The sequence below is a fragment of the Prevotellamassilia timonensis genome, assembly GCF_900106785.1.
Taxonomy (GTDB): Bacteria; Bacteroidota; Bacteroidia; order Bacteroidales; family Bacteroidaceae; genus Alloprevotella; species Alloprevotella timonensis.
Genome location: NZ_LT629843.1, coordinates 181,671 through 202,323 on the forward strand (window position 1 = coordinate 181,671; position 20,653 = coordinate 202,323).

A 20,653-nucleotide genomic window follows, 5' to 3' on the forward strand; every position below is an offset into this window, starting at 1 on the left:
TTTGTTGGACGCTGCTACAAAAAAGCGTAAATTTGCGCACCCCTCCGTTTATATCATTAACGCCCGTTGACGAAATTCTTGGTTAACGGCCCCATCTGCACATCTGCATATCAACATATTTGCGAGCAAAACGAGTGTCATGAGCAATAGTACACAAGGCAACACACAAGGCAAAACGAGTTTCGGACACGTGTTAAAATACACGGGTCTGTTTGGCAGTGTGCAGGGCCTGTCGATGCTGGCCGGTGTGGTGCGCACCAAAGTGGTGGCACTATTCCTTGGCCCGTCGGGCCTTGCACTCATCAATCTGTACAACACCATGGCCAGCTTGGTGAGCCAGTGCACCAATCTGGGCGTGTCGTTCAGCGCCGTGAAGGACGTGGCCGAATGCCATGCCGCGGGCGATGCTGCAGCCACCAGCCGCAGTGTGGAGTCGGTACGTGTGTGGTGCATGATAACGGCTCTGTTTGGCACGGCAGTATGCCTCATGCTGAGCCCGCTCATCAGCTGGCTTACCTTTGGCAATCACGACTACACCCTGAGCATTGCCCTGCTCTCGCCCATGGTGGGCATGCTGGCTGTGACGGGCGGCGAAATGGCCATACTCAAGGGGCTTAAGCGCTTAAAGCGTGTGGCCTTTGTGTCGATGCTGGCGGCTGTGGCCTCGGTGGTGGTGTACATTCCGCTTTACGCCCTGTGGGGCATGGCGGCCATCGTGCCGGCACTGCTGCTGTGCAACTTGCTCATCATGGCCATACACCTATATTACGCCACCCGCGTGATGCCCTGGCACTGCCCGTTGTTCAGCCGCAAGGCGCTGGGGCGTGGTGTGCCATTCATCAAGCTGGGCGTGGCCTACATTGTGTCGGGCGCCTTTGGCCAGGGGGCCGAGTACGCCATGCGTGCTCTGCTGCTGCGCGATGGCGGCATGGACGTGGTGGGCTTTTACAACTGCGGCTACATGCTCATAGTGAGCTACACCTCGCTGGTATTCTTGGCGGTTGAAAACGACTACTACCCGCGCCTGTCGGCCGTGATGCACCAGCGCACATTGATGAACGATGCGGTGAACAAACAAATTGAGGTGTGCGCCCTGTTGGTGTCGCCTGTGCTGGTAGTGTTTGTGCTGTTAATGCCTTTTGTGGTGCGGCTGCTGTTTTCGGCCCAATTTGCCACAGCCGTGGGCATGTCCACCTGTGCCGTGTTCTACATGTTTTTCAGAGCCTTCACCCTGCCGGCTGCATACCTGCCGTTAGCTGCGGGCCACTCGCGCACCTACATGGCCATGGAGCTGATATACGATGTGGCACTCACCGCCGCAGTGCCTGTGGCCTACCACTACTACGGTCTCAACGGCACGGGCTGGGCCTTGTCGGTCATGGGGCTGCTCGACCTGCTGCTCATACATGGCTACTACCGCTACAAGTTCCGCTACAAGTTCCGCTGCCAAGCCTGGCACATCTATGCGGTGCAGTTTGCCTTGCTATGCGGTGCGGTATATGCCGCCCTCGAACTGCCGCTTGCACCGCGCTGCATGGTTGGCGCCGTAGTGGCGCTGACCTCTATCTGGCTCTCGCTGCGCCAGCTCAACAAGGAGACGGGCATGGTGGCCAAGGTAATGCAACGGTTTAAGAGGGGGCGCACTGAATAGCCGTTCTCTTGATAGCTGTTCGCTGAATAACATCCTCTTAATAGCAGCCCACTGAATAGCTGCCCACTTGACAGCATACCACTTGTCCACCACCAACTATCACTACTTGCTAATATGCCTCAAATATCGATACTCGTTGCCGTTTACAACACCGCACCATATCTACCGCAATGCCTCGATTCGCTGTGCGGACAAACGTTGCGCGACATACAGATAATATGTATTGACGACTGCTCAACCGACCAGTCGCCACAGATATTGGCAGACTACGCCCAGCGCGACGCACGCATCACGCTACTGCGCACACCGCACAACAGCGGACAAGCCGCGGCACGCAACCTGGGACTGCAAATTGCCACGGGTGAATTTACCACCTTTGTGGACAGCGACGACTGGTTGGCCCCCGACGCACTTGAGCAAGCTCTCGAAGCGCTGGCACAGAACCCGGCAAACGATTGTGCCGTGATGCGCTTGATAAAGTACTACCCTGACGACGGACATGAGGTGGAGCACCCTCTGCACACTGGTGGCAAAGAGGCACTGACGGGCGAGGAAGCTTTTATGCTGAGCCTTGACAACTGGGCCATTCACGGGGTGTATGTGGTGCGCACCACGCTGCACAAGCGCTTCCCCTACGACGCATCGAGCATACTCTACACCGACGATCATGTGACGCACCTGCACTACCTTAATGCCCGCCGCGTGGTGATGTGCCAGGGGCGCTACTATTACCGCCAGAACCCGGCTTCCACCACCCGTGCCTGCTCCATGCGCCGCTTTGCGTGTCTTGAGGCCGACCTGGACAAGAGGCGGGCCATCGAGGCCGAGGCGGCCCAAGGGCATATTCCGCACCACGCTGCCGAGGCGCTACGCTTGTGCGAAACGCAGCGGTGGTGCAACATGATTGGCAGCTACCTATTTCTGCTCGACAACAAAGCTCACTTTACGCCTGCCGAACGCCGCGAGGTGCTACAACGCATGGCGCGGGTGTTGCCCACCTTCAGCCGCAACCTCATCGCCTGGCGCATCAAGTTGCACCCATTTTACTGGCCGTTCCACAGTTTTGCTATGTTGCGCGCTCAATGGTGGCTGCTGCACAAGTGGCGCACATGGCGCCACAACAAGTAGGCTTTCTCACCACATCGCCCCATTAGCGCTTGCGTTTCTTGCAGCACGTTTCAGCCCCCAAAAAAGTTTCCCCGTTTTTGAAGCCAGTTTTGCACACCTACTTAAAATGGCGTTGATGATTGCCGCAACCGAATAACAATGCACTCTGCATTACTATTCTACGACAAGCATCAACGCCATACTTGTTATTTACACTTAAACACCAACCAGGGCACAGTGGCCTTTGTGTTAGCGACATTGGAGCTTTCATCACCCGCCCCGATATGGTGAATGGCACCATCGTCTGAGCGATACCACGAGCGGTTTGAACGACCTGTTATATATATGGCATCAACAAAGCCATACTCGCGCAGCGCATCAGCAAAGTCCCACAAGGTTTCCTTATGACGCGTTTCGACAAACCAGATGCTGTCATCGGACATGCGCGCCAAGGCCCTGCGCTCCACCTTGCCATGCAGCACAAAACGACTGGGCAACACACCATCGGACACAAGTACAAACTGGCGGAAGAAAGCCCCGCCCCGCTCGGCACAATAGTCCTTCAGCTTCTCGCTGCGCGACACGCCTATCACCACATTGCCGTTAGCCATGGCACAATAGCCCGCACGGGAGCGGTCGGTTTGCAACACCCTGCCGTCCACTACGAGAGAGCCCAGATACTGTCCCTCGGCAGTAAAATCTGCGCAGCGGGTGCTAAGCATAAGGCTGGTATCGGCAGTGTCGGGTGGCGACAGCACAATCTCGGCTTTAAGGTTATCTATTTTGTAAAAGGTCATGGCCACACCCAGTATCGAGTCGCTGGTCACCTCTATCCGGCCTTTTACCGATTTGGTTGCCGATGTCCGCTCAAGTTTTTCCAAATTCCGTGAGGGCGATATGCCGACAGGCACGCCAAAATCATAAAAATAGCGGTAAACCTTCCACCCCCCAAAACCACACGCACACACCATTATGGCAACTATGGCAGCAGCCACAAGTGTGGGCCATTTGCGTCCACGCCGCATTTTGGCAGGTCGTGCGGTTTGAGGCGAGCCACCATCCTCAATGGTAATGACAGGCACCTCGCCTTCGGGCTGTCCGGGAATGACATCAGGCTTTTCATCTATTATGATAACTGTCTTATCATTCATGCACTTGTCGTTTGTCATTGCCAGTCCTCCTTTTCCATTAAAGTTTTCAACTGTTTGAGTGCCTCTTTCGATGCTTTCAGCTTAAAGTCAACTCTCAAGCGATTGCCAGAGAGCAACAGTTCCTGACTTACCGTGTTGATGACATAAATGTAATTGCGGTTGACAATGAGGCTCTTGCCCACACGTACAAACATTTTGTCGGCAAGCAACTGCAGTTTCTCGTCAAAGAAATGCAGCTTGAAGGTCATCTTGTGCGGCTTGCCATTGGTAAGATATACGTCCGAATAGTTGCCATCGGCAGATATGAACGCTATATCCTCTGTTTGGATACGCACAAGTTCTGTTGATGTAGATATTTTAAGCCATTCCATAAGCAGGTGTTCAAAATCTATACTATACCCGTTGGGGAATTCTTGGTAACGGGTTAACAAATTGACAGGTTAACAAGTAAGTATGCCATACACTACTTATCCTCCTAAAGTCTAAATAGTAAGAAACCTGGCAAACTTACCTGTTACCCCGTTCACTTGTCAACCTGTCTACTAATTTCGCCAAAGCATATACTATAAGCGAATGCCTTAACTGTCAGCATCGCCCCTTCATACTACTTGCCGCCATTTATAATCACCACCGGCCAGCGTGCACTACCCTGTTACTTTTTCCTTACCGTACCTTTGGGCACATCAACCACCCATGTGCCGAGTGATGTCTTGATGGTGTATACGCCATTTCGCACTGAAACGATGCGGGCCGTCATGCCCATAAACGAGTAGGTGCCATCGCTTGCGCGCTTGATGGTGTACTTGCCAAGGGGCGTGTTTACCACTACATTGCCGTTTTTGGCACTCACCACGCCATAGGTGGTGCCCGATGGCGCACCGGCTATTCTCTGCTTTACTTGTTGCAGAGTGGTGGCAAGCACATTGTCATCGCCATTGTCGTGTTGTACTGTTGTGTTAGCAAAAGTTGCGGTGCATGCAGTAGCAGCGAGCACCATTGTGAAGAAAAACTTTTTCATAATTTTCTGTCGTTTTAATGTGATACATTTGTTATTTGACAGCGCAAAATTAGTGATGTCCGTTTCGGTTTCCAATTATTTCTTCACTGCATGTATAAGATGCCCGGCTTATTGTACAAGTTGACAAAAATCGGGGGTAAATTGCGCGCAAGGTGCGCACCTTTCCTCAGCCTCAGCCCCCGACTCCACGGCCGAGCGGCGGGTAAATTGCACGCAAGGTGCGCACCTCTCCCCCACCCATTTGGCCCTATAAACAAATAACCGCCGCGTTACGCTTGTAACGTGGCGGCTTAATAGTATAACAATAGTGTGCTCGAAGCGAGACTCGAACTCGCACGGACATTTCTGCCCAAAGGATTTTAAGTCCTTCGTGTCTACCATTCCACCATTCGAGCGACCTGAGAGCGGAAAACGAGACTCGAACTCGCGACCCCAACCTTGGCAAGGTTGTGCTCTACCAACTGAGCTATTTCCGCAACATGTCAAAAACAAGTGAAGAGGAGGAGACTCGAACTCCCACGACACAATTGTCACTACCCCCTCAAAGTAGCGCGTCTACCAATTCCGCCACCTCTCCAGTTTGTAATTTGAATGTATAAAAGTTTGTTTCGCTCGAAATAGTCTTTCCTTACGAATGGAACGACTGCGCTTCGATTTTGAGAGCGGAAAACGAGACTCGAACTCGCGACCCCAACCTTGGCAAGGTTGTGCTCTACCAACTGAGCTATTTCCGCATTGCGTATCATTGCCTCACTGCCTTGTGGCGGTTTAGCGAGTGCAAAGATACGCACTTTTGTAATACGGGCCAAATTATTCGGCCATTTTTTACGCACAAATTGCTATTTTGCCCTATTTACCCCATCTGCACAGCATTGGGGAGGCCCTTTTCAGCACGTATGTTTGCTGCGAGCAAAAGCAAAGGCAGCCACATTGGCAAAACCCACCAACGGCACGATGAAAGCCACCGACATGGTGGACGCATCGGCCACCAACCCCATGAGCAGAGGGCCGACGGCACCACCCACGGGGGTCATCATGAGCAACGACGAGGCACGCTTGGTGAGCGGACCGAGCCCGCGCAGCGACAGGGCAAAAATGGTGGGGAACATGATGCTCTCGAACACATACACCAGCACAAGGGCCGCCATGGACAGCACGCCAAGGTTGAGCACTACGGCAAAGGTAGTGACAAAGGTGCCTATGGCGCACAAGCGCAACACGCGCTCGCTGCCCACATGCTGCATGACGATGCTGCCCACCACACGGCCGAGCATAAACAGGCCGAGTCCGCCAAACGACAGGGCGATGCTGGCATCGCGCGGGGTCATCCAGCCACCATCGGCCACATAGTTGATAAAGAAGCTGTTGATGGATATCTCCGACACCTCGTAGCTGAACAGGGCAAAGAGGCCGAACATGAAGGCTTTGTTCTTGAACAAACGGGTCAGCACATGGCCTTGTGCCGCATTGGGAGCACCAGTGTCGGTGTCGGCATGACTAATTTCGGGCAGTTTTACACGTGTGAACACAACAGCCACGAGCAGGGCCACCACCGCCATCGCCACATAGGGCAGGGCTATGCGCTCGTTGCCGCCACCGTCGGAAAACAACAGGAGTCCACCAAACAGAGGGCCGCACACGCAGCCAAGGCCGTTGAACGACTGGGCCAGATTAAGGCGCGAGGGGGCAGTCTCACGGTCGCCAAGTTCGGTGACGTAGGGGTTAGCTGCCGTTTCAAGAAACACCAGTCCGCAAGCTATGATGAAGAGCGAAACAAGGAAGAAGTTGAACGACATGACCTGTGCGCCGGGCCAAAACAACAGGGCGCCAAAGCCGTAGAGCAGCAAACCCGCAACCACGCCCGTGCGGTAGCCGCGGCGGTCAATCAAAATGCCCGCGGGTATGGCCATTACAAAATAGCCCAGGTAGAACATGACTTGCACCATCGACGAATGGGCATGGTTCATGCCGGGTATGACGGTCTGGAAGTGCTTGTTGAGCACATCGAGAATGGAGTGTGCCGCCCCCCACAAAAAGAAGAGGGAGGTGATGAGCACGAAGGGCAGAATATACTGCCGCTTTACTAAAGGTTTCACTAAATAATGGGTTGTTAAGTATTTTGCATTTCAAAGTTCTGCCACGTGGCGGACGCGCATTGCCGCCATTGCCCAAGCGTGTTGCCGCTGGCAAGGGGTGCTGCCACACGTGGCGGGAGGGCATTTTACGGTTGCGGGAGGACGGAATTTTTGTCGGAGAAATCGGCACGCCGCCCTCCCGCAACCGGAAAATCGCCCTCCCGTAACCGTAACAATGCCCCATCGCAACAGCTTATTGCTGCTCGTAGTGCTCGAACAAGAAGTCGTTGTAAGGGTATTTCTGCACATGCAACTGTTTGACGCGTGCATAGAACAGCTCTTTGAGTTCGTCAATATTTTGTCGTTCGCGGGCTGATATAAAGATGCAGTCGTCGCCCATTTTTGCCATCCACGTGTGTTTGAGTTCGTCGAGCGACACATTCTCGCGAGTGGCGGGTGTCAGGTCGTCGGGGTCCTTTTCGGTCCAGGTGTAGGCGTCCATTTTGTTGAACACGAGCAACTGCGGCTTTTCAGCACACCCCAAATCGCGCAGGGTGTTGTTCACCACCTCAATTTGCTCCATAAAGTCGGGGTGCGACACATCAACCACGTGCACCAGCAGGTCGGCCTCGCGCACCTCGTCGAGGGTGCTCTTGAACGACTCTACCAGATCGGTGGGCAATTTGCGTATGAACCCTACGGTGTCGGCCAGCAAGAATGGCAGGTTGTCGATAATGACCTTGCGCACAGTGGTGTCGAGCGTGGCAAACAATTTGTTCTCGGCAAACACGTCGGTCTTTGCCAGCAGATTGATAAGTGTTGATTTGCCCACATTGGTGTAGCCAACCAGCGCCACACGTATGAGGCGGCCGCGGTTTTTGCGCTGTGTGCTCTTTTGGCGGTCGATGTCGGCCAAACGCTGTTTGAGCAGCGCCATGCGGTTAAGAATGATACGGCGGTCCATTTCGAGCTGCGTTTCACCCGGTCCGCGCAAGCCTACCGAACCCTTGCCGCCACCCGAACCTGAGCCACCGCCCTGACGCTCGAGGTGGGTCCAGAGTCGTTGCAGACGGGGCAGCATGTAGCGATACTGTGCCAGCTCTACCTGTGTTTTGGCATTGGCCGTTTGGGCACGCATGGCAAAGATGTCGAGAATGAGGTTGGTGCGGTCGAGAATTTTCACACCCAAGGCGCGCTCAATGTTGCGCAACTGTTTGGCCGAGAGTTCATCGTCGAAAATCACCATACCTATTTCGCGTTCGGCGTCCTCCTCGGCTTCGATGTAGGCACGTATCTCCTCGAGTTTACCCTTACCCACATAGGTTACCGACGAGGGGCCGTCGAGCTTTTGCGTAAAGCGCTTGACGGTGACTGCCCCTGCCGTTTCGGCCAGAAACTGCAGTTCGTCAAGATATTCGTTGGTCTTGCGCTCATTTTGGTTTTTGGTTATCAAACCTACCAATATGGCGGTTTCGGCCTTTATTTCTTCGGTTTCAATAAATCCTTGCATAATATACTATTTCATCTAAATGAGGTGTGCAAAATTACACATTTTCAGCAAATTACGCTTTATGCCGCGCCTATTACTGTTTTATTCGCCACAAACTGCTATGCGGGCAAAGCCTCAGATTTTATCTTCTATAATGAACAAAATCACTAAATCTGAGAGTTTTATTCATTATAAAAGATAAAATCGCTACTTTTGCCAATAATTGTAAGTATAAAAGATAAAAGCATGGAAAGCATCGAGAGATCACCTTACATTGCTGTACGGTGAAACGTAAGTAAACATGTTAACGAACTCAAGCACCAAACGCTACCTCTAATGGGGGCGACGCGTCCCGCGTCGGAATTAAGGCAAAGGCTCACAGACAGAAAGTGTAATTAGAACTGTCTGCGAGCCTTTATTTAATGTATGAACAGCACTCACCCACTGCGCCGGCGCAACAAAATGTACACCACAACCGGCACGCCTATGAACGGGGTGATGGCCGACAAGGGGAGTGTGCCGCGCTCGCCGGGCAAATGGGTGAGCAACAATGAGAGCAATGCCACGTTGGCACCCATAACCAAGGTGGCGGGCAACAAGCGGCGGTGGTCGGCAGTGTGCATGAGCAGGCGTACAATATGCGGCACGGCCAAGCCTATGAACGATATGGGGCCGCACAGGGCGGTGACTGCCGCAGTGAGCAGTCCGGTGAGCAGAAGCAGAATGGTGCGCACACGCTTGACGCGTATGCCAAGATTGGTGGCATAATCGGCCCCGAGCAGCAAGGCATTGAGCGGACGGGCTGCGGCCAGCAGCATGAGCGAGGGCACTGCCACCAACGCGGCAAGCAGGGGTATGCGCTGCATAGTGAGGCCCGAAAAGTCGCCCATGCCCCACACCACATAGGAGCGCACGCCGTCGGCCGTGGCATAAAAGTTGAGCAACGAAATGACGGCCGATATGCCAAAACTGAGCATGACACCGGCCACAAGCAACGCCAATGTGCCACGCAAATAGTGGCTGCACACGCTGAGCAGCAATATGACGGCACACGCGCCTACAAACGAGGCGGCAATGGTGAGCATCACCCCCGACAGGGCGGCACCGCCTACCACCACACTGCCACCACACGCCAGCAGGGCTATGGCGGCACCAAGCGAGGCGCCGCTGTTGACACCAAGCAGCGAGGGGTCGGCCAGCGGATTGGCAAAGAGGGTTTGCATCACAAGTCCGCTCACCGCCAGGGCGGCACCTGCCAATATGGCGGTGAGCATTTGCGGCATACGCGATTCGAACACGATGTAGCGCACAGCCTCATCGCCTCCGCCACAAAGCGACTGCCACACCTGCACAGGTGTCAAACTCACACTGCCGGTGAACAGGACGAGGAGGGATAACATGAGGAGCAAGGATATGGAGACTCTCATGGGCTATTGCTTTACAGGGGTGTAATAAACATCACTGCCCTGCGGGGTACGGCCGCCGAATATGTCGGCAAGGTTCTGCAGCAGGCGCTCGGGGTGGAAGGGCACTTCTTCATAAAAAGGCACGCTGAAGGTGTTGCAGGCATAGACGCGATGCTTTTGCCACGGGGCAAACTGTGCGGCTTGCGGCATATCGCGCAGCATCTGTGCATAGCTGAGGTCGGTTTGCTGTCCGTACTTTACGAGCCACACATCGGCCTTGGCTGCACGTTGGAACACGCTTTCAAAACTGAGCGACACGCTGCCATTCTCTGTGCGGTCGGCCCACAGGTTGCGGCCTCCGGCATCGGCTATAAACTGCCCCATGGTGCTGCGCCCGCTGGGTTGGTACCATGTGCCGCGCTGCATGAGGTCGCTCATCACCGTGGGACGAGAGCCACTGCCCCCTCGGGCCACACGCTTTTTGCAAGCGAGGTAAGCCTGTTCCACTACGGCAAACAGTGAGTCGGCACGCTGCCCCACCCCGAACAATCGGCCATAAAAGCGCATCCACTCGGCACGGGCCAGGGGCGACGTTTCCATGTAGTCGGCACACTCTATGAGGGGTATGCCGGCATTGTCGAGCGCACCATGTCCGGCATTTTCAAAGGGCGACACCAGCACAGCGTCTACCTTGTCCATGCGCATACGTTCCACATTGGGCTGCATGCTCTGCCCCATGTCGGCCACATTGGGGTGGTGCTGCAAATAGTCCCTTATGCGCTGGCTCACTATGTAGCCGGCATCGGTCACACCGCCCACGCCGTCCAATGCGTCGAGGTCGGCCAGCAACGCCAGATGTACGGCCGAAGTGACCACGGCGCGGCGCAGCGGTGTACGCACCACAGTGCCCTGCGGCAAGTGGCGGGGCATGGGCAACGAGTCGGGCACCATGACGTAAGTGGCAAGTGTGCGGGTAGTGTCCCACGGATTTTTAACAGTAGCTACCACAAAGCTGTCAGCCTCAGCCATGCCGAGCAATGTGGCATGACTGAGGCTGACAGGTTGTCCCTCGCCGCTGCGGGTGGCGGGAACGTTGCACGCTGCAAGCAGCAACGCGGTTATAAGTATGTAAAGGTATTTCATCGTTGTTACGTGTTAGGACAATATGGCGCGCATTATCCGCACATCAGCACATTTGCGAACGCCACAAGCATTTGCACATCTGCGGGCTCTGCGAGCATCACACCGTTATTTCGCCTGCAATATTGGTATTCATCAGTCTGACTATCTCGTTGTGCGAATAGCCATGTCCGAGCAAGAACATGAGTTTGGTTATCATGCCCTCAACAGTAGAATCGTAGCCGTTTATCACCCCGGCCTGCAACAGTTGCAGCCCCGTTTCGTAGCGGTGCATCTCAACCGTGCCTTTGAAGCACTGCGTGATGTTGACCACTATGACGCCGCGGTTGACAAGTTTGCGAATGCTCTCGACAAACCACGGTTTCTGCGGTGCATTGCCCGCACCAAAGGTTTTCATCACCACCGCACGCAGCCCGCTCACGCTGAGCATGGTGTCTATCACCTCCTTGCGAATGCCGGGGAAGAGTGTGAGAATCATCACATTATTGTCGAGCAAATAGTGCGGACGGAAGGGCGCGTCGGGACGCGGACGACGAATAAGGTGCGTTTCGTACTTGATGTGAATGCCAGCATGAGCCAGCGACGGCAAGTTGAACGAACGGAAGGCATTGAAGCCCTCTGAGTTTATTTTGGTAGTGCGGTTGCCACGCATCAGGCGGCTCTCGAAAAATATGCACACCTCAGGCACCACGGGGTGCCCCATTTGGTCGCGTGCCGCAGCTATCTCGATGCTCGTCAGCAAATTTTCCTTGCCATCGGTGCGCAACTGCCCTATCGGCAACTGCGAACCGGTAATGATGACGGGCTTGCCCAGATTTTCGAGCATATAACTCAAGGCCGACGCGGTGTAGGCCATGGTGTCGGTGCCATGCAGCAGCACAAAACCGTCATAATGGTTGTAATGGTCGGCTATGATGTGCGCCATCTTTATCCAATAGCGCGGCTCCATATCGCTCGAGTCAATCGGCGGGTCAAAGGCCAGGGCATCGATGTGGTAATTGAACTGGCGGAGTTCGGGCACATGGAGCTTGAACTGTTCAAAATCAAAGTTCTCCAACGCACCTGTTTCGGGATTTTCAATCATGCCGATGGTGCCGCCCGTGTATATAATGAGTATGTGTGGTGTGCTCGGATTATCCATAACGCTGCAAAAATACGAAAAAAACACAGAAAAGCCCCAATCATTAGCGTCAGGCGTTAAACTTTGGCTAATGATTGGGGCTTTTGCCGTTGTATGCACCAATTACTTACTTCAGTTTCTCAACAAAGTAATCACTGATGGTTTTGAACAGATGCAGGCGGGTGTTGCCGCCAAATATGCTGTGATTGCGGTTGGTGTATATTTGCTGACGGAACATCTTGCCCTGCTGCACATAGGCTTCGCTCACCTCGGTAAAATTGCGGAAGTGCACATTGTCGTCGGCCGTGCCATGAATGAGCAACAAGTCGCCGCTCAAGTTAGCCGCACGCTCTATGGGGTTGACAGCATAGCCCGTTGGATTCTCCTTCGGGGTACGCATGTAACGTTCGGTGTACACCGTGTCATAGTATTTCCAGTTGCTTGGAGCGGCCACAGCCACACCGGCACGGAACACCTTGCGGCCTTCGCTCATCGACATCAGCGTGTTGAAGCCACCAAAGCTCCAGCCCCAGATGGCTATGCGGTCCTTGTCAACATAAGGCAGCGAGCCAAGGTAAAGTGCGGCCTCCACTTGGTCTTTCGACTCCTTGTCGCCAAGATTGAGGTAGGTGCACTTTTCAAAGTCGGCACCACGCGAGCCTGTGCCGCGTCCGTCTACACACACAAACACAAAGCCCTGGTTGGCCATGTAGCTCTCCCACTGTCCGCCGGGGTAGAAGCCCATGTTCCATGAGTCGGTCACCTCCTGCGAGCCGGGACCCGAGTACTGGTACATGATGACGGGATACTTCTTTGAGGCATCAAAGTTGCGGGGCTTTATCATCCAGCCGTTCAGCTCCACGCCTTCCGAGGTTTTGAAGGTGAAGAACTCCTTCTGCCCCAGCAGCGGTGTCACATTATCCTTCAGTGCCTTGTTGTCAACCATAGTCGATATAACCTTGCCGTTGGCAGCATCGCGCAGGGTGGTTACGGGGGGCTGGGTGGCCGATGAATAGATGTTGAGGAAATACTTCATCGATGTGCTGAAGGTGGCATTGTTTGTACCGACCTCGGTAGAGAGCTTGCGCTCCTTGCCACTCTTGTCTATCGAATAGACGGCGGTGCGCAACGGGCTCTCTTGGTGCGACGCGTAGTAGAAGCGGCCGTTCTGCGCATCATAACCATAAAAGGCCGACACGTCGTAGTTGCCCCTGGTCACCTGACGCTCAAGCTTGCCATTGAGGTTGTACCAGTAAATGTGCTTGTAGCCCGAGCGGTCGCTGATGTAGCCAAAGTGGTCGCCATAGAACTTGAGACTGCCGTAAGCGGTCTCGGGCACATACTTGGCATTTTCCTCGCGCACAGCCAGTTTGCACTCTGTGCTGCGCGGATTGGCCATGTAGATGTCCATGCGGTTTTGATGGCGGTTGAGGGTGACCACAGCCAGTTTGGCGGGGTCGCTCGTAAAGTGTATGCGTGGCACATAACCGTCGGAGTCGAGCGGGAGTTTGAGTGTGCGGGTTACACGGTTCTTGATGTCGAAGGTCATCACCGTCACATCACTGTTTTTGGCACCGGCCACAGGATATTTGTAGTTGTAGGCACCGGGATATTCGTCATACTCCTGACGGGTGGGATAAGCGCCCTTAAACTCCTGAATGCTGTAAACGGGCACCTTGCTCTCGTCGTAGCGCACCCAGGCAAGCATCTGCGAGTCGCTCGAAAAGTCGAACGAACGGGCTGTGGTAAACTCCTCCTCGTTCACCCAGTCGGGCAGACCATTTATCACCTCGTTAAATTTGCCGTCCTTCGTCACCTGGCTCTCGGCATTGCCAAAGAGCAGCTTTACGAGGAACAGGTTGTTGTCGCGCACAAAGGCTATGACATTGCCATCGGGCGAGAAAAGGGGCATTTGCTGCGGCCCGCCGTCCGACAGAGGCTCATACTTTTTGTTCTGCACATCATATATGTAATATTCGGCAGTGTATGAGCGGCGGTAAATGGGCTTAGTTTGCGTACGCAGCAATATGCGGCGTTCGTCGGGCGACATGATGTAGCCGTCAATGGCCTTCAGTTTGGCATCGCCCCGTGCCTGGTCGGCGTCAAACAGCACTTCAATTTCCTTACCCGTTTTGAAGGAACGGCGTATGATGCGTTTGCTGTCGTCAGAAAGTTGCGTATAGCTTTCGCCGTCCTTCATCGGATTTACGCCATACACATATTGCGGGTTATACTTGCCGCCTGTGATGTCCTCGAGCGTGAGCTGCTGGTCATTTTGCGCCACAGCCTTCGAACCGCCAAGGAATATGCCGCCCACAAACAGGCTGGCTATAATGAGTAGAAATCGTTTCATGGTGAATTCGTAAAATTATTAAACTTTCGGATTTAGCAAAAGCGGGCTGAAGGCCCAATGGAGCACATAGCCCAGGGCAAGCGAAGCGACACCCTGGGTTCCCCGTGTTGGAGCAGTCGCGCCCTGTAAGGGCAAAAGCATTAAATGTGCGTTTTAGAATCTCATCGGACAGCAATAACAATGAATAAAATCCCCCACAAAACGGTCTCGCCTTTGATGCCAATTTTGAGCCCCCTACTTGTAAGGGCAAAAGCTTTAATCCTTTATGTTGTTATCCTTACTTGATAGTTGAAGCCTCGGTCGTAGAGTGGAACATCGTATGTATATTTTGTTCAATAACTGCACCATGGTTTAAGGCTTTTGCCCTTACAGGGCGCGACTGCTCCAACACGCGATACCCAGGGTGCCGCTTCGCTTGCCCTGGGCTATGTGCTCCATTGGGCTTTCAGCCCGCACTTACTAAATTCGGAAGTTGAGTAAAATTATTAAATGTGCAGATGGCATGACGTTTACAAGCGCATTTCATCTGCACATTTTATTATATCAGAGCGCTAAGCGAGCATTTACATATTAGCACATCAGCGCGCTTCTGCGCCCCAAGCGCCTTACTTTCCCCATTCGCTGGGGTTGGCGCGCCACTCGTGCAACATGGCCACGTGCTCCTGCTTGATATAGCCGGTGCCGAGAGCCACCTCAACCACTGCCTCGTAGTTAGTGAGCGTGGTAAGTTCCACGTTAGCTGCCTTGAAAGCCTCTTCGGCCACGGGGAAACCATAGGTGTAGCTGGCCACCATGCCAATCACCTCGCAACCATGCTGGCGCAAAGCCTCAACAGCCTTCAAGCTGCTGCCGCCGGTCGAGATGAGGTCCTCTATCACAACCACTTTCATGCCCTTCTGCAGGTCACCCTCAATCAGGTTTGTCATACCGTGGTCTTTGGGTTTCGAACGCACATAGGCAAAGGGCAGACCAAGCGCATCGGCCACCAATGCGCCCTGGGCTATGGCACCCGTGGCCACACCCGCAATGGCATCAGCCTCAGGATACTTTTCTGCCACGATGCGGCTCAACTCCAACTTGACAAAGCTGCGCAAAGCGGGGAATGCCAAAGTCTTGCGGTTGTCGCAATAGAAAGGCGACTTCCAGCCACTGGCCCAAGTGAAGGGCTGTTCGGGTTGCAACTTAATAGCCTTTACATTAAGCAGTTTCTCTGCAAAAATCTTTTCGAGCGTACTCATATCTGTATGTTTTTTAATGTCTTACTTTTGCAAAGGTACAATTTTCGGGCGTGTATGCACCCTTTATGCCTATTTATTTGTACTTTTGGGCTATACTTATTTCTGCGTCCAATTATGCTGAAACCACTTACAAGCTTGCTGGCAGCCCTCCCCTTGTGTGCCGCTGCACAGCAACTCAAACCCAATATCATTGTACTCGTGGCCGACGACCTTGGCTATGGCGACCTGTCCTGCTATGGTGCCACACGGGTGAGCACCCCCACCGTCGACAGTTTGGCCGCCAACGGGGTGCGCATGACTAACATGCACGCCTGCGCCTCCACGTCCACCCCTTCGCGCTACGCGCTGCTCACTGGCGAATACCCTTTCCGCCGCACCGGCACCGATGTGGCAGCGGGCAATGCCGGCATGATTATAAAACCTGGCCAAACCACCGTGGCCGACCTCATGCACCGCGCAGGCTACGCCACCGCCGCCATAGGCAAATGGCACTTGGGCCTGGGCAGCCGCACAGCCGCACAGGATTGGAACGGCGCCATCGACCTCACACCACGCGACCTCGGCTTTGACTACCACTACATCATGGCGGCCACCGCCGACCGCGTGCCCTGCGTGTACATCGAAAACGGCCGTGTGGCAAACTACGACGCCTCGGCCCCCATCAGCGTAAGTTACCAGCACAACTTCGAGGGCGAACCCACGGGGCGCAACAATCCCGAACTGCTCACCAAACTGCGGCCCAGCCACGGTCACGACATGAGCATCGTCAACGGCATATCGCGCATTGGCTACATGAAGGGCGGCGGTCGTGCTCTGTGGCGCGACGAGAGCATTGCCGACAGCATTGTGAGCCACGCCATTGGCTTTATCGACTCACACCGCGCCACCCCTTTCTTTATGTACTTGTGCACCAACGACGTGCATGTGCCACGTATGCCTCACGAGCGTTTCCGAGGCAAGAGTGTAATGGGTCTGCGCGGCGAGGCCATCATGCAGTTCGACTGGACGGTGCGCCAAATTACCGATGCACTGCGCCAGCGCGGCATCGACCGCAACACGCTCATCATCATCACAAGCGACAACGGCCCTGTACTCGACGACGGTTATCAGGACCGCGCCATCGAGCTTTGCGGCACCCACAAGCCGAGCGGCCCCTACCGCAGCGGCAAATACAGTGCCTACGAGGGTGGTTCGGCTGTACCCTTCATCGTTTATTGGCCCGAGGGGGCGGCCCAAGGCATGACAAGCGATGCCCTTGGTTCGCTCATCGACATGCCGGCCTCATTGGCTTCACTGTCCGATGTTGCACTCCAGCCCGCCGAGGCACACGACAGCCAGAACCACATCTCCACCTGGTTGGGCCGCGACACCCGTCCGCGCGATTATGCCATAAGCATGGCCAGCAACCGCAGCCTGACGTTGCGCACGCAGCACTACAAATACATCTCACCTTCCGACGGCGGTCCCATGATTACCTGGGGGCCAAAGATTGAAACGGGCTACCGCCCCACCCCGCAGCTCTACGACCTGAGCAAGAGCGCCTACGAGCAAACCGACATTGCCAAGGAGCGCCCCAAACTGCTGCAACGTCTGCAGCGCCTGCTTGGCGAGGTGAGAGGGGGGAAATAAAGCGCGGCGCATAAAAAAAGTATGGATATTATTATTGCCTGGTAAAACTCCAAAGCACATAGTATAGTAATGCTTTTGCCCTTACAGGCAGGGCGTTCAAAATATACCTTTTGGCGAGACCATTTTGAGGCATTTTTAAGTTGCTTAAAAACGCGTTGCAAAAAAACGCTACCACTAATGGGGGCGACGCGTCCCGCGTTGGGATAGAGAAAGGAGGGAAATACAAACTCTACTAAATAATAGCTATATATTTTCCCGACGCGGGACGCGTCGCCCCCATTAGTGCTTGCGTTTTTGGCTTGAGTCTCAGCGTTTTTAGTTTGTGGTTCCGGGTTATGCGCAATAGTGTCTATCAGTTTGTCAACGCCACGTTTCACAATGGCATCGGCATAGCGCAGCATTCTGTTAAGCATTTGTTTCATGGTAGTCAATACAATTTGGTTTAGTACAAAAGTAAAGTTGAATTAAAGTACTGCAAAGGTAACACCAAGGCATTGCACCCAACAAAAAAAGTGTACAATTTGTACACAAATATTTGCCCTCTCCCCGTCATCCCTCTTGTAAAAGAGTGCGTGTATTTTTACTGCCATCTTACACTTTTTGTGCGTAACAAGTTGATATACAGAGATTTCAAGAGTGTAAGATGATTTCAAAGTATCTTACACACCCCTGCATACATCTTACACGCCTCACCCCGCTGTCTCGCAGCCGGTTTTGTCGTATGCGGTGGGATTTACGCCACGGGGACGTAGGAGAATCTGTCGGAGCAACTGACTTTTCTATTCCCCTATGCCGTGATATCTTCCTCCCATGCCTGTGCCGTGTGGCAGCGTGAGGGTTGTGTAGGATGCGTGTAGGTTTGTGTAGGTGGATTTGGCAGCATCTTACACTAAGCAAAGCATTGATAGCCAATGAGTTACAGCGTATCAGTGTAAGATGTAAGATACTCGGCAAGTAAAGTTTTTGTAGTATGGTAAAGGTCCCGCACCATTAAACGCAAGCACAAAACGCTATCACTAATGGGGGCGACGCGTCCCGCGTCGGGCATTAAAGCAAAGGCTTATACACCAAATAAAGACTCACAGACAACACTAATTACACGCTTGTCTGTGAACTTTTGCCTTAAAAATCCCGATGCGGGACGCGTCGCCCCCATTAGTGCTTGCGTTTGGTGGTAGCGTTTGGTGGTAGCGCTTGTTTTCGTTTTCCCAGACGCAAATTATGTTTCTTATGTAGCTTATATTCTTATGTTCCCGCGGTAAGCGGCCAACACAAACGATATACTTATGTCCTTATGTTCTTATGTCCTTCTGTTTTCCGCGTTAGCGGCTAGCAATCCACGCTATGGCGTCAGCCCTTATGTCTCTTGAGGCCACCCGGACGTTAGTCCGTGGCCGTCAGCCGCGCAGCGGCCTTATATGTATCTTATGTAAACTTGTGTCCTTATGTTCACGCGGTAAGCGGCTAACACAAACGTATTCTGTTCTTCTGTCCTTTTGTCCTTATGTTCTCCGCGTTAGCGGCTGCCAGGGCACGCTATGGCGTCAGCCCTTATGCCTCTTGAGGCCACCCGGACGTTATTCCGTGGCCGTCAGCCGCGCAGCGGCCTTGTGTGTTTCCTATGTAAATTAAGATGAGAATTTCCAATCACATGCCCACGAGATAAAAAAGGGACCGCAGCAAAACATAAATCAAGCCCGCTTCAGTTTCCTATATTGGCAAATGTTGCCAAAATCCCGTATATTTGTGGGAAAACAGGCTCTAACGCCTAATTAAATTAAAAGCTTATGAAAACTGTAGCAGGGCTTGATGTGCACAAAGATAGTGTATATCTCTGTATTTTGCGAGAAAACGGGGAGAAAATAGAACGCGTATACGGCGTTTTGACTCCACAACTCGATTCCATGCGCGATTTTATGGCAGAAAACGAAGTCAGCGAAGTCGCAATGGAAAGCACAAGTGTGTATTGGATTCCCATCTGGCGCGTACTTGTTGATTCATTTGAACTCAAGTTGGTTAATCCTTACTTTATTAAGCAACTTCCTGGGCGTAAAAGTGATGTCAAGGATGCTCAATGGATTGCGGAATGCGTCATGAAGGAACTAATTCGTGGAAGCTTTATTCCACCTCCTTTAATCCAACAACTCCGCTTGTACGACAGACGAATATTCGAGTTGAATGCGGAATTAGTAAGAAAGTATTCCAAGATTGATGCGATATTGCAGCGCTGTAATATTCGTTTGAGTAACTATGTGTCCAATACAGATTGCAAGAGTTACAAAAATGTTGTCAAGCGTATATCTGAAGGTGTAACTTCACCGCAAGAACTACTTATGCTCGTACACAAACGCATTATAAACAAGCATGGCGAGGATACGATACTGGCAGCACTTACAGGTGTCGTTTCCGAAGCTGAAATAGACATGCTTGCACAATATGTTGCAGAATCAGCCTTATTGGAGGATAACAAGAACAAATGCATTGAAAAAATGCGGGAAATCTGCAACAGGGAGTTTGAGGAACAGATGAAGAACCTTCAGACAATCCCAGGTGTAAGCGAGCGTTCCGCCCTGACAGTCCTTGCCGAGATAGGTCCAGACGTAAATGCGTTCCCGAGTGCCAAACATCTCGTCTCTTGGTGCGGTTTCAACCCAAGAAATGACGAAAGTAACAAGAAAATCAAATCGAACAAGATTACTCACGGGAACAGATTCATCAGAATTGCCAGTGTTCAATGCGCATGGGCTGCATCAAGAACGAAAGATTGTTACTTCTCTAAGTTTTACGCATTTCACACACAAGTGAGGAAGAAATTCAAGTTGAAAGTAGTGGTAGCTGTGGCCAGAAAAATACTTGTGTGCATTTGGCACATTCTGAAATTCAATGTTTCATACAAGGACTTTGAACCCCAAAAGTCTGTTGCTAAAGATTGTACTCAGCTTGCTTAGTGCAAGCTGTAACAATAAGTTTCCATTGCAAGGCTATTAAGTTTCTGGTAGTTCGACTCCGTCCTTGTAAATTAGCCAAAGCCTTGGATACTTGTGGATGCCCACGTATAGCTTCGAGCTAGAAGAGAAAAATACCTTTTTACATACGTGTCGTCTCTTCAATTTTGGAGAGACTGGATATTTGCGCTGTATAGAAAACGAATATTGGGATTTCGTGTGTTACTTAGGATACTCATAATCCTTTTTTAGAGAAAACTTGTGTTCTTATGTTCACGCGGTAAGCGGCTCTCCTAACTTAGTCAATGCGTCACCCTATAAAATAACGTAA

Annotated in this window: 14 protein-coding genes and 4 tRNA genes; 4 read left to right on the plus strand and 14 right to left on the minus strand. The window is 52.8% G+C overall.

Features of this window, described 5'->3' with window-relative positions; genetic code table 11:
• Positions 1 to 139: 139 nt before the first annotated feature.
• Both BQ5453_RS04805 and BQ5453_RS04810 read left to right on the plus strand, forming a co-directional pair.
• Complete coding sequence (locus BQ5453_RS04805) at positions 140 to 1,651, plus strand: oligosaccharide flippase family protein (RefSeq protein WP_071122350.1); 1,512 nt, start codon at positions 140 to 142, stop codon at positions 1,649 to 1,651.
• Positions 1,652 to 1,765: 114 nt separating this feature from the next.
• Entirely contained in the window at positions 1,766 to 2,779 is a 1,014-nt protein-coding gene (locus BQ5453_RS04810; RefSeq protein ID WP_071122351.1) for a glycosyltransferase family 2 protein, read from the plus strand.
• Between the two features lie 185 nt (positions 2,780 to 2,964).
• On the opposite strand, the gene BQ5453_RS04815 is transcribed toward BQ5453_RS04810, so the two are convergent.
• The 14 genes from BQ5453_RS04815 to pyrE all read right to left on the minus strand — a co-directional run bounded on the left by BQ5453_RS04815 (position 2,965) and on the right by pyrE (position 15,748).
• Complete coding sequence (locus tag BQ5453_RS04815) at positions 2,965 to 3,927, minus strand: phosphodiester glycosidase family protein (protein ID WP_071122352.1); 963 nt, start codon at positions 3,925 to 3,927, stop codon at positions 2,965 to 2,967.
• Positions 3,924 to 4,280, minus strand: a complete 357-nt coding sequence (locus BQ5453_RS04820) for a LytTR family DNA-binding domain-containing protein (protein WP_022101791.1) — start codon at positions 4,278 to 4,280, stop codon at positions 3,924 to 3,926. Before BQ5453_RS04820 ends, BQ5453_RS04815 begins: the two co-directional genes overlap by 4 nt.
• A gap of 281 nt (positions 4,281 to 4,561) precedes the next feature.
• Positions 4,562 to 4,927 carry a hypothetical protein gene (locus tag BQ5453_RS04825; RefSeq protein ID WP_143033293.1) on the minus strand — a complete coding sequence of 122 codons (366 nt, stop codon included), beginning with the start codon at positions 4,925 to 4,927 and terminating at the stop codon, positions 4,562 to 4,564.
• A 310-nt stretch (positions 4,928 to 5,237) separates the two neighbouring features.
• Positions 5,238 to 5,322: transfer RNA gene (locus BQ5453_RS04830), tRNA-Leu, on the minus strand.
• A gap of 8 nt (positions 5,323 to 5,330) precedes the next feature.
• Positions 5,331 to 5,403, minus strand: a tRNA-Gly gene (locus tag BQ5453_RS04835).
• Between the two features lie 17 nt (positions 5,404 to 5,420).
• Positions 5,421 to 5,504, minus strand: a tRNA-Leu gene (locus BQ5453_RS04840).
• An 84-nt stretch (positions 5,505 to 5,588) separates the two neighbouring features.
• Positions 5,589 to 5,661, minus strand: a tRNA-Gly gene (locus BQ5453_RS04845).
• Between the two features lie 153 nt (positions 5,662 to 5,814).
• Positions 5,815 to 7,023, minus strand: a complete 1,209-nt coding sequence (locus BQ5453_RS04850) for a sugar MFS transporter (RefSeq protein WP_022101424.1) — start codon at positions 7,021 to 7,023, stop codon at positions 5,815 to 5,817.
• A gap of 232 nt (positions 7,024 to 7,255) precedes the next feature.
• Positions 7,256 to 8,512, minus strand: coding sequence for a GTPase HflX (gene hflX, locus BQ5453_RS04855; RefSeq protein ID WP_022101425.1), 1,257 nt, complete (start codon positions 8,510 to 8,512; stop codon positions 7,256 to 7,258).
• A gap of 416 nt (positions 8,513 to 8,928) precedes the next feature.
• Entirely contained in the window at positions 8,929 to 9,918 is a 990-nt protein-coding gene (locus tag BQ5453_RS04860) for a FecCD family ABC transporter permease (protein WP_071122354.1), read from the minus strand.
• Positions 9,919 to 9,921: 3 nt separating this feature from the next.
• Positions 9,922 to 11,040: an ABC transporter substrate-binding protein gene (locus BQ5453_RS04865; protein WP_071122355.1), complete on the minus strand. Its 1,119-nt coding sequence runs from the start codon at positions 11,038 to 11,040 to the stop codon at positions 9,922 to 9,924.
• Positions 11,041 to 11,137: 97 nt separating this feature from the next.
• Positions 11,138 to 12,178, minus strand: coding sequence for an asparaginase (locus BQ5453_RS04870; protein WP_071122356.1), 1,041 nt, complete (start codon positions 12,176 to 12,178; stop codon positions 11,138 to 11,140).
• A 106-nt stretch (positions 12,179 to 12,284) separates the two neighbouring features.
• The gene (locus tag BQ5453_RS04875) at positions 12,285 to 14,510 is read right to left on the minus strand and encodes a S9 family peptidase (protein ID WP_071122357.1); all 2,226 of its coding nucleotides are present in this window, start codon (positions 14,508 to 14,510) and stop codon (positions 12,285 to 12,287) included.
• Between the two features lie 605 nt (positions 14,511 to 15,115).
• Positions 15,116 to 15,748 (minus strand): orotate phosphoribosyltransferase, encoded by a 633-nt coding sequence (pyrE, locus tag BQ5453_RS04880; RefSeq protein WP_071122358.1) that lies wholly within the window; start codon positions 15,746 to 15,748, stop codon positions 15,116 to 15,118.
• Between the two features lie 114 nt (positions 15,749 to 15,862).
• Between pyrE and BQ5453_RS04885 the strand changes: the two genes are divergently transcribed.
• A complete protein-coding gene (locus BQ5453_RS04885) occupies positions 15,863 to 17,377 on the plus strand; it encodes a sulfatase-like hydrolase/transferase (protein ID WP_071122359.1) in 1,515 nt (504 codons plus the stop codon).
• A 1,787-nt stretch (positions 17,378 to 19,164) separates the two neighbouring features.
• Entirely contained in the window at positions 19,165 to 20,325 is a 1,161-nt protein-coding gene (locus tag BQ5453_RS04890) for an IS110 family RNA-guided transposase (RefSeq protein WP_071122046.1), read from the plus strand.
• The last annotated feature ends 328 nt before the right edge of the window (positions 20,326 to 20,653 follow it).

What these genes read in the sequence shown, in the direction of transcription:
- BQ5453_RS04865 (WP_071122355.1), bottom strand. Translation starts at nt 11,040, where the DNA reads ATGAAATACCTTTACATACTTATAACCGCGTTGCTGCTTGCAGCGTGC.
- BQ5453_RS04860 (WP_071122354.1), bottom strand. Translation starts at nt 9,918, where the DNA reads ATGAGAGTCTCCATATCCTTGCTCCTCATGTTATCCCTCCTCGTCCTG.
- BQ5453_RS04825 (WP_143033293.1), bottom strand. Translation starts at nt 4,927, where the DNA reads ATGAAAAAGTTTTTCTTCACAATGGTGCTCGCTGCTACTGCATGCACC.
- BQ5453_RS04815 (WP_071122352.1), bottom strand. Translation starts at nt 3,927, where the DNA reads ATGACAAACGACAAGTGCATGAATGATAAGACAGTTATCATAATAGAT.
- BQ5453_RS04820 (WP_022101791.1), bottom strand. Translation starts at nt 4,280, where the DNA reads ATGGAATGGCTTAAAATATCTACATCAACAGAACTTGTGCGTATCCAA.
- hflX (WP_022101425.1), bottom strand. Translation starts at nt 8,512, where the DNA reads ATGCAAGGATTTATTGAAACCGAAGAAATAAAGGCCGAAACCGCCATA.
- BQ5453_RS04805 (WP_071122350.1), top strand. Translation starts at nt 140, where the DNA reads ATGAGCAATAGTACACAAGGCAACACACAAGGCAAAACGAGTTTCGGA.
- BQ5453_RS04885 (WP_071122359.1), top strand. Translation starts at nt 15,863, where the DNA reads ATGCTGAAACCACTTACAAGCTTGCTGGCAGCCCTCCCCTTGTGTGCC.
- BQ5453_RS04890 (WP_071122046.1), top strand. Translation starts at nt 19,165, where the DNA reads ATGAAAACTGTAGCAGGGCTTGATGTGCACAAAGATAGTGTATATCTC.
- pyrE (WP_071122358.1), bottom strand. Translation starts at nt 15,748, where the DNA reads ATGAGTACGCTCGAAAAGATTTTTGCAGAGAAACTGCTTAATGTAAAG.
- BQ5453_RS04810 (WP_071122351.1), top strand. Translation starts at nt 1,766, where the DNA reads ATGCCTCAAATATCGATACTCGTTGCCGTTTACAACACCGCACCATAT.
- BQ5453_RS04875 (WP_071122357.1), bottom strand. Translation starts at nt 14,510, where the DNA reads ATGAAACGATTTCTACTCATTATAGCCAGCCTGTTTGTGGGCGGCATA.
- BQ5453_RS04870 (WP_071122356.1), bottom strand. Translation starts at nt 12,178, where the DNA reads ATGGATAATCCGAGCACACCACACATACTCATTATATACACGGGCGGC.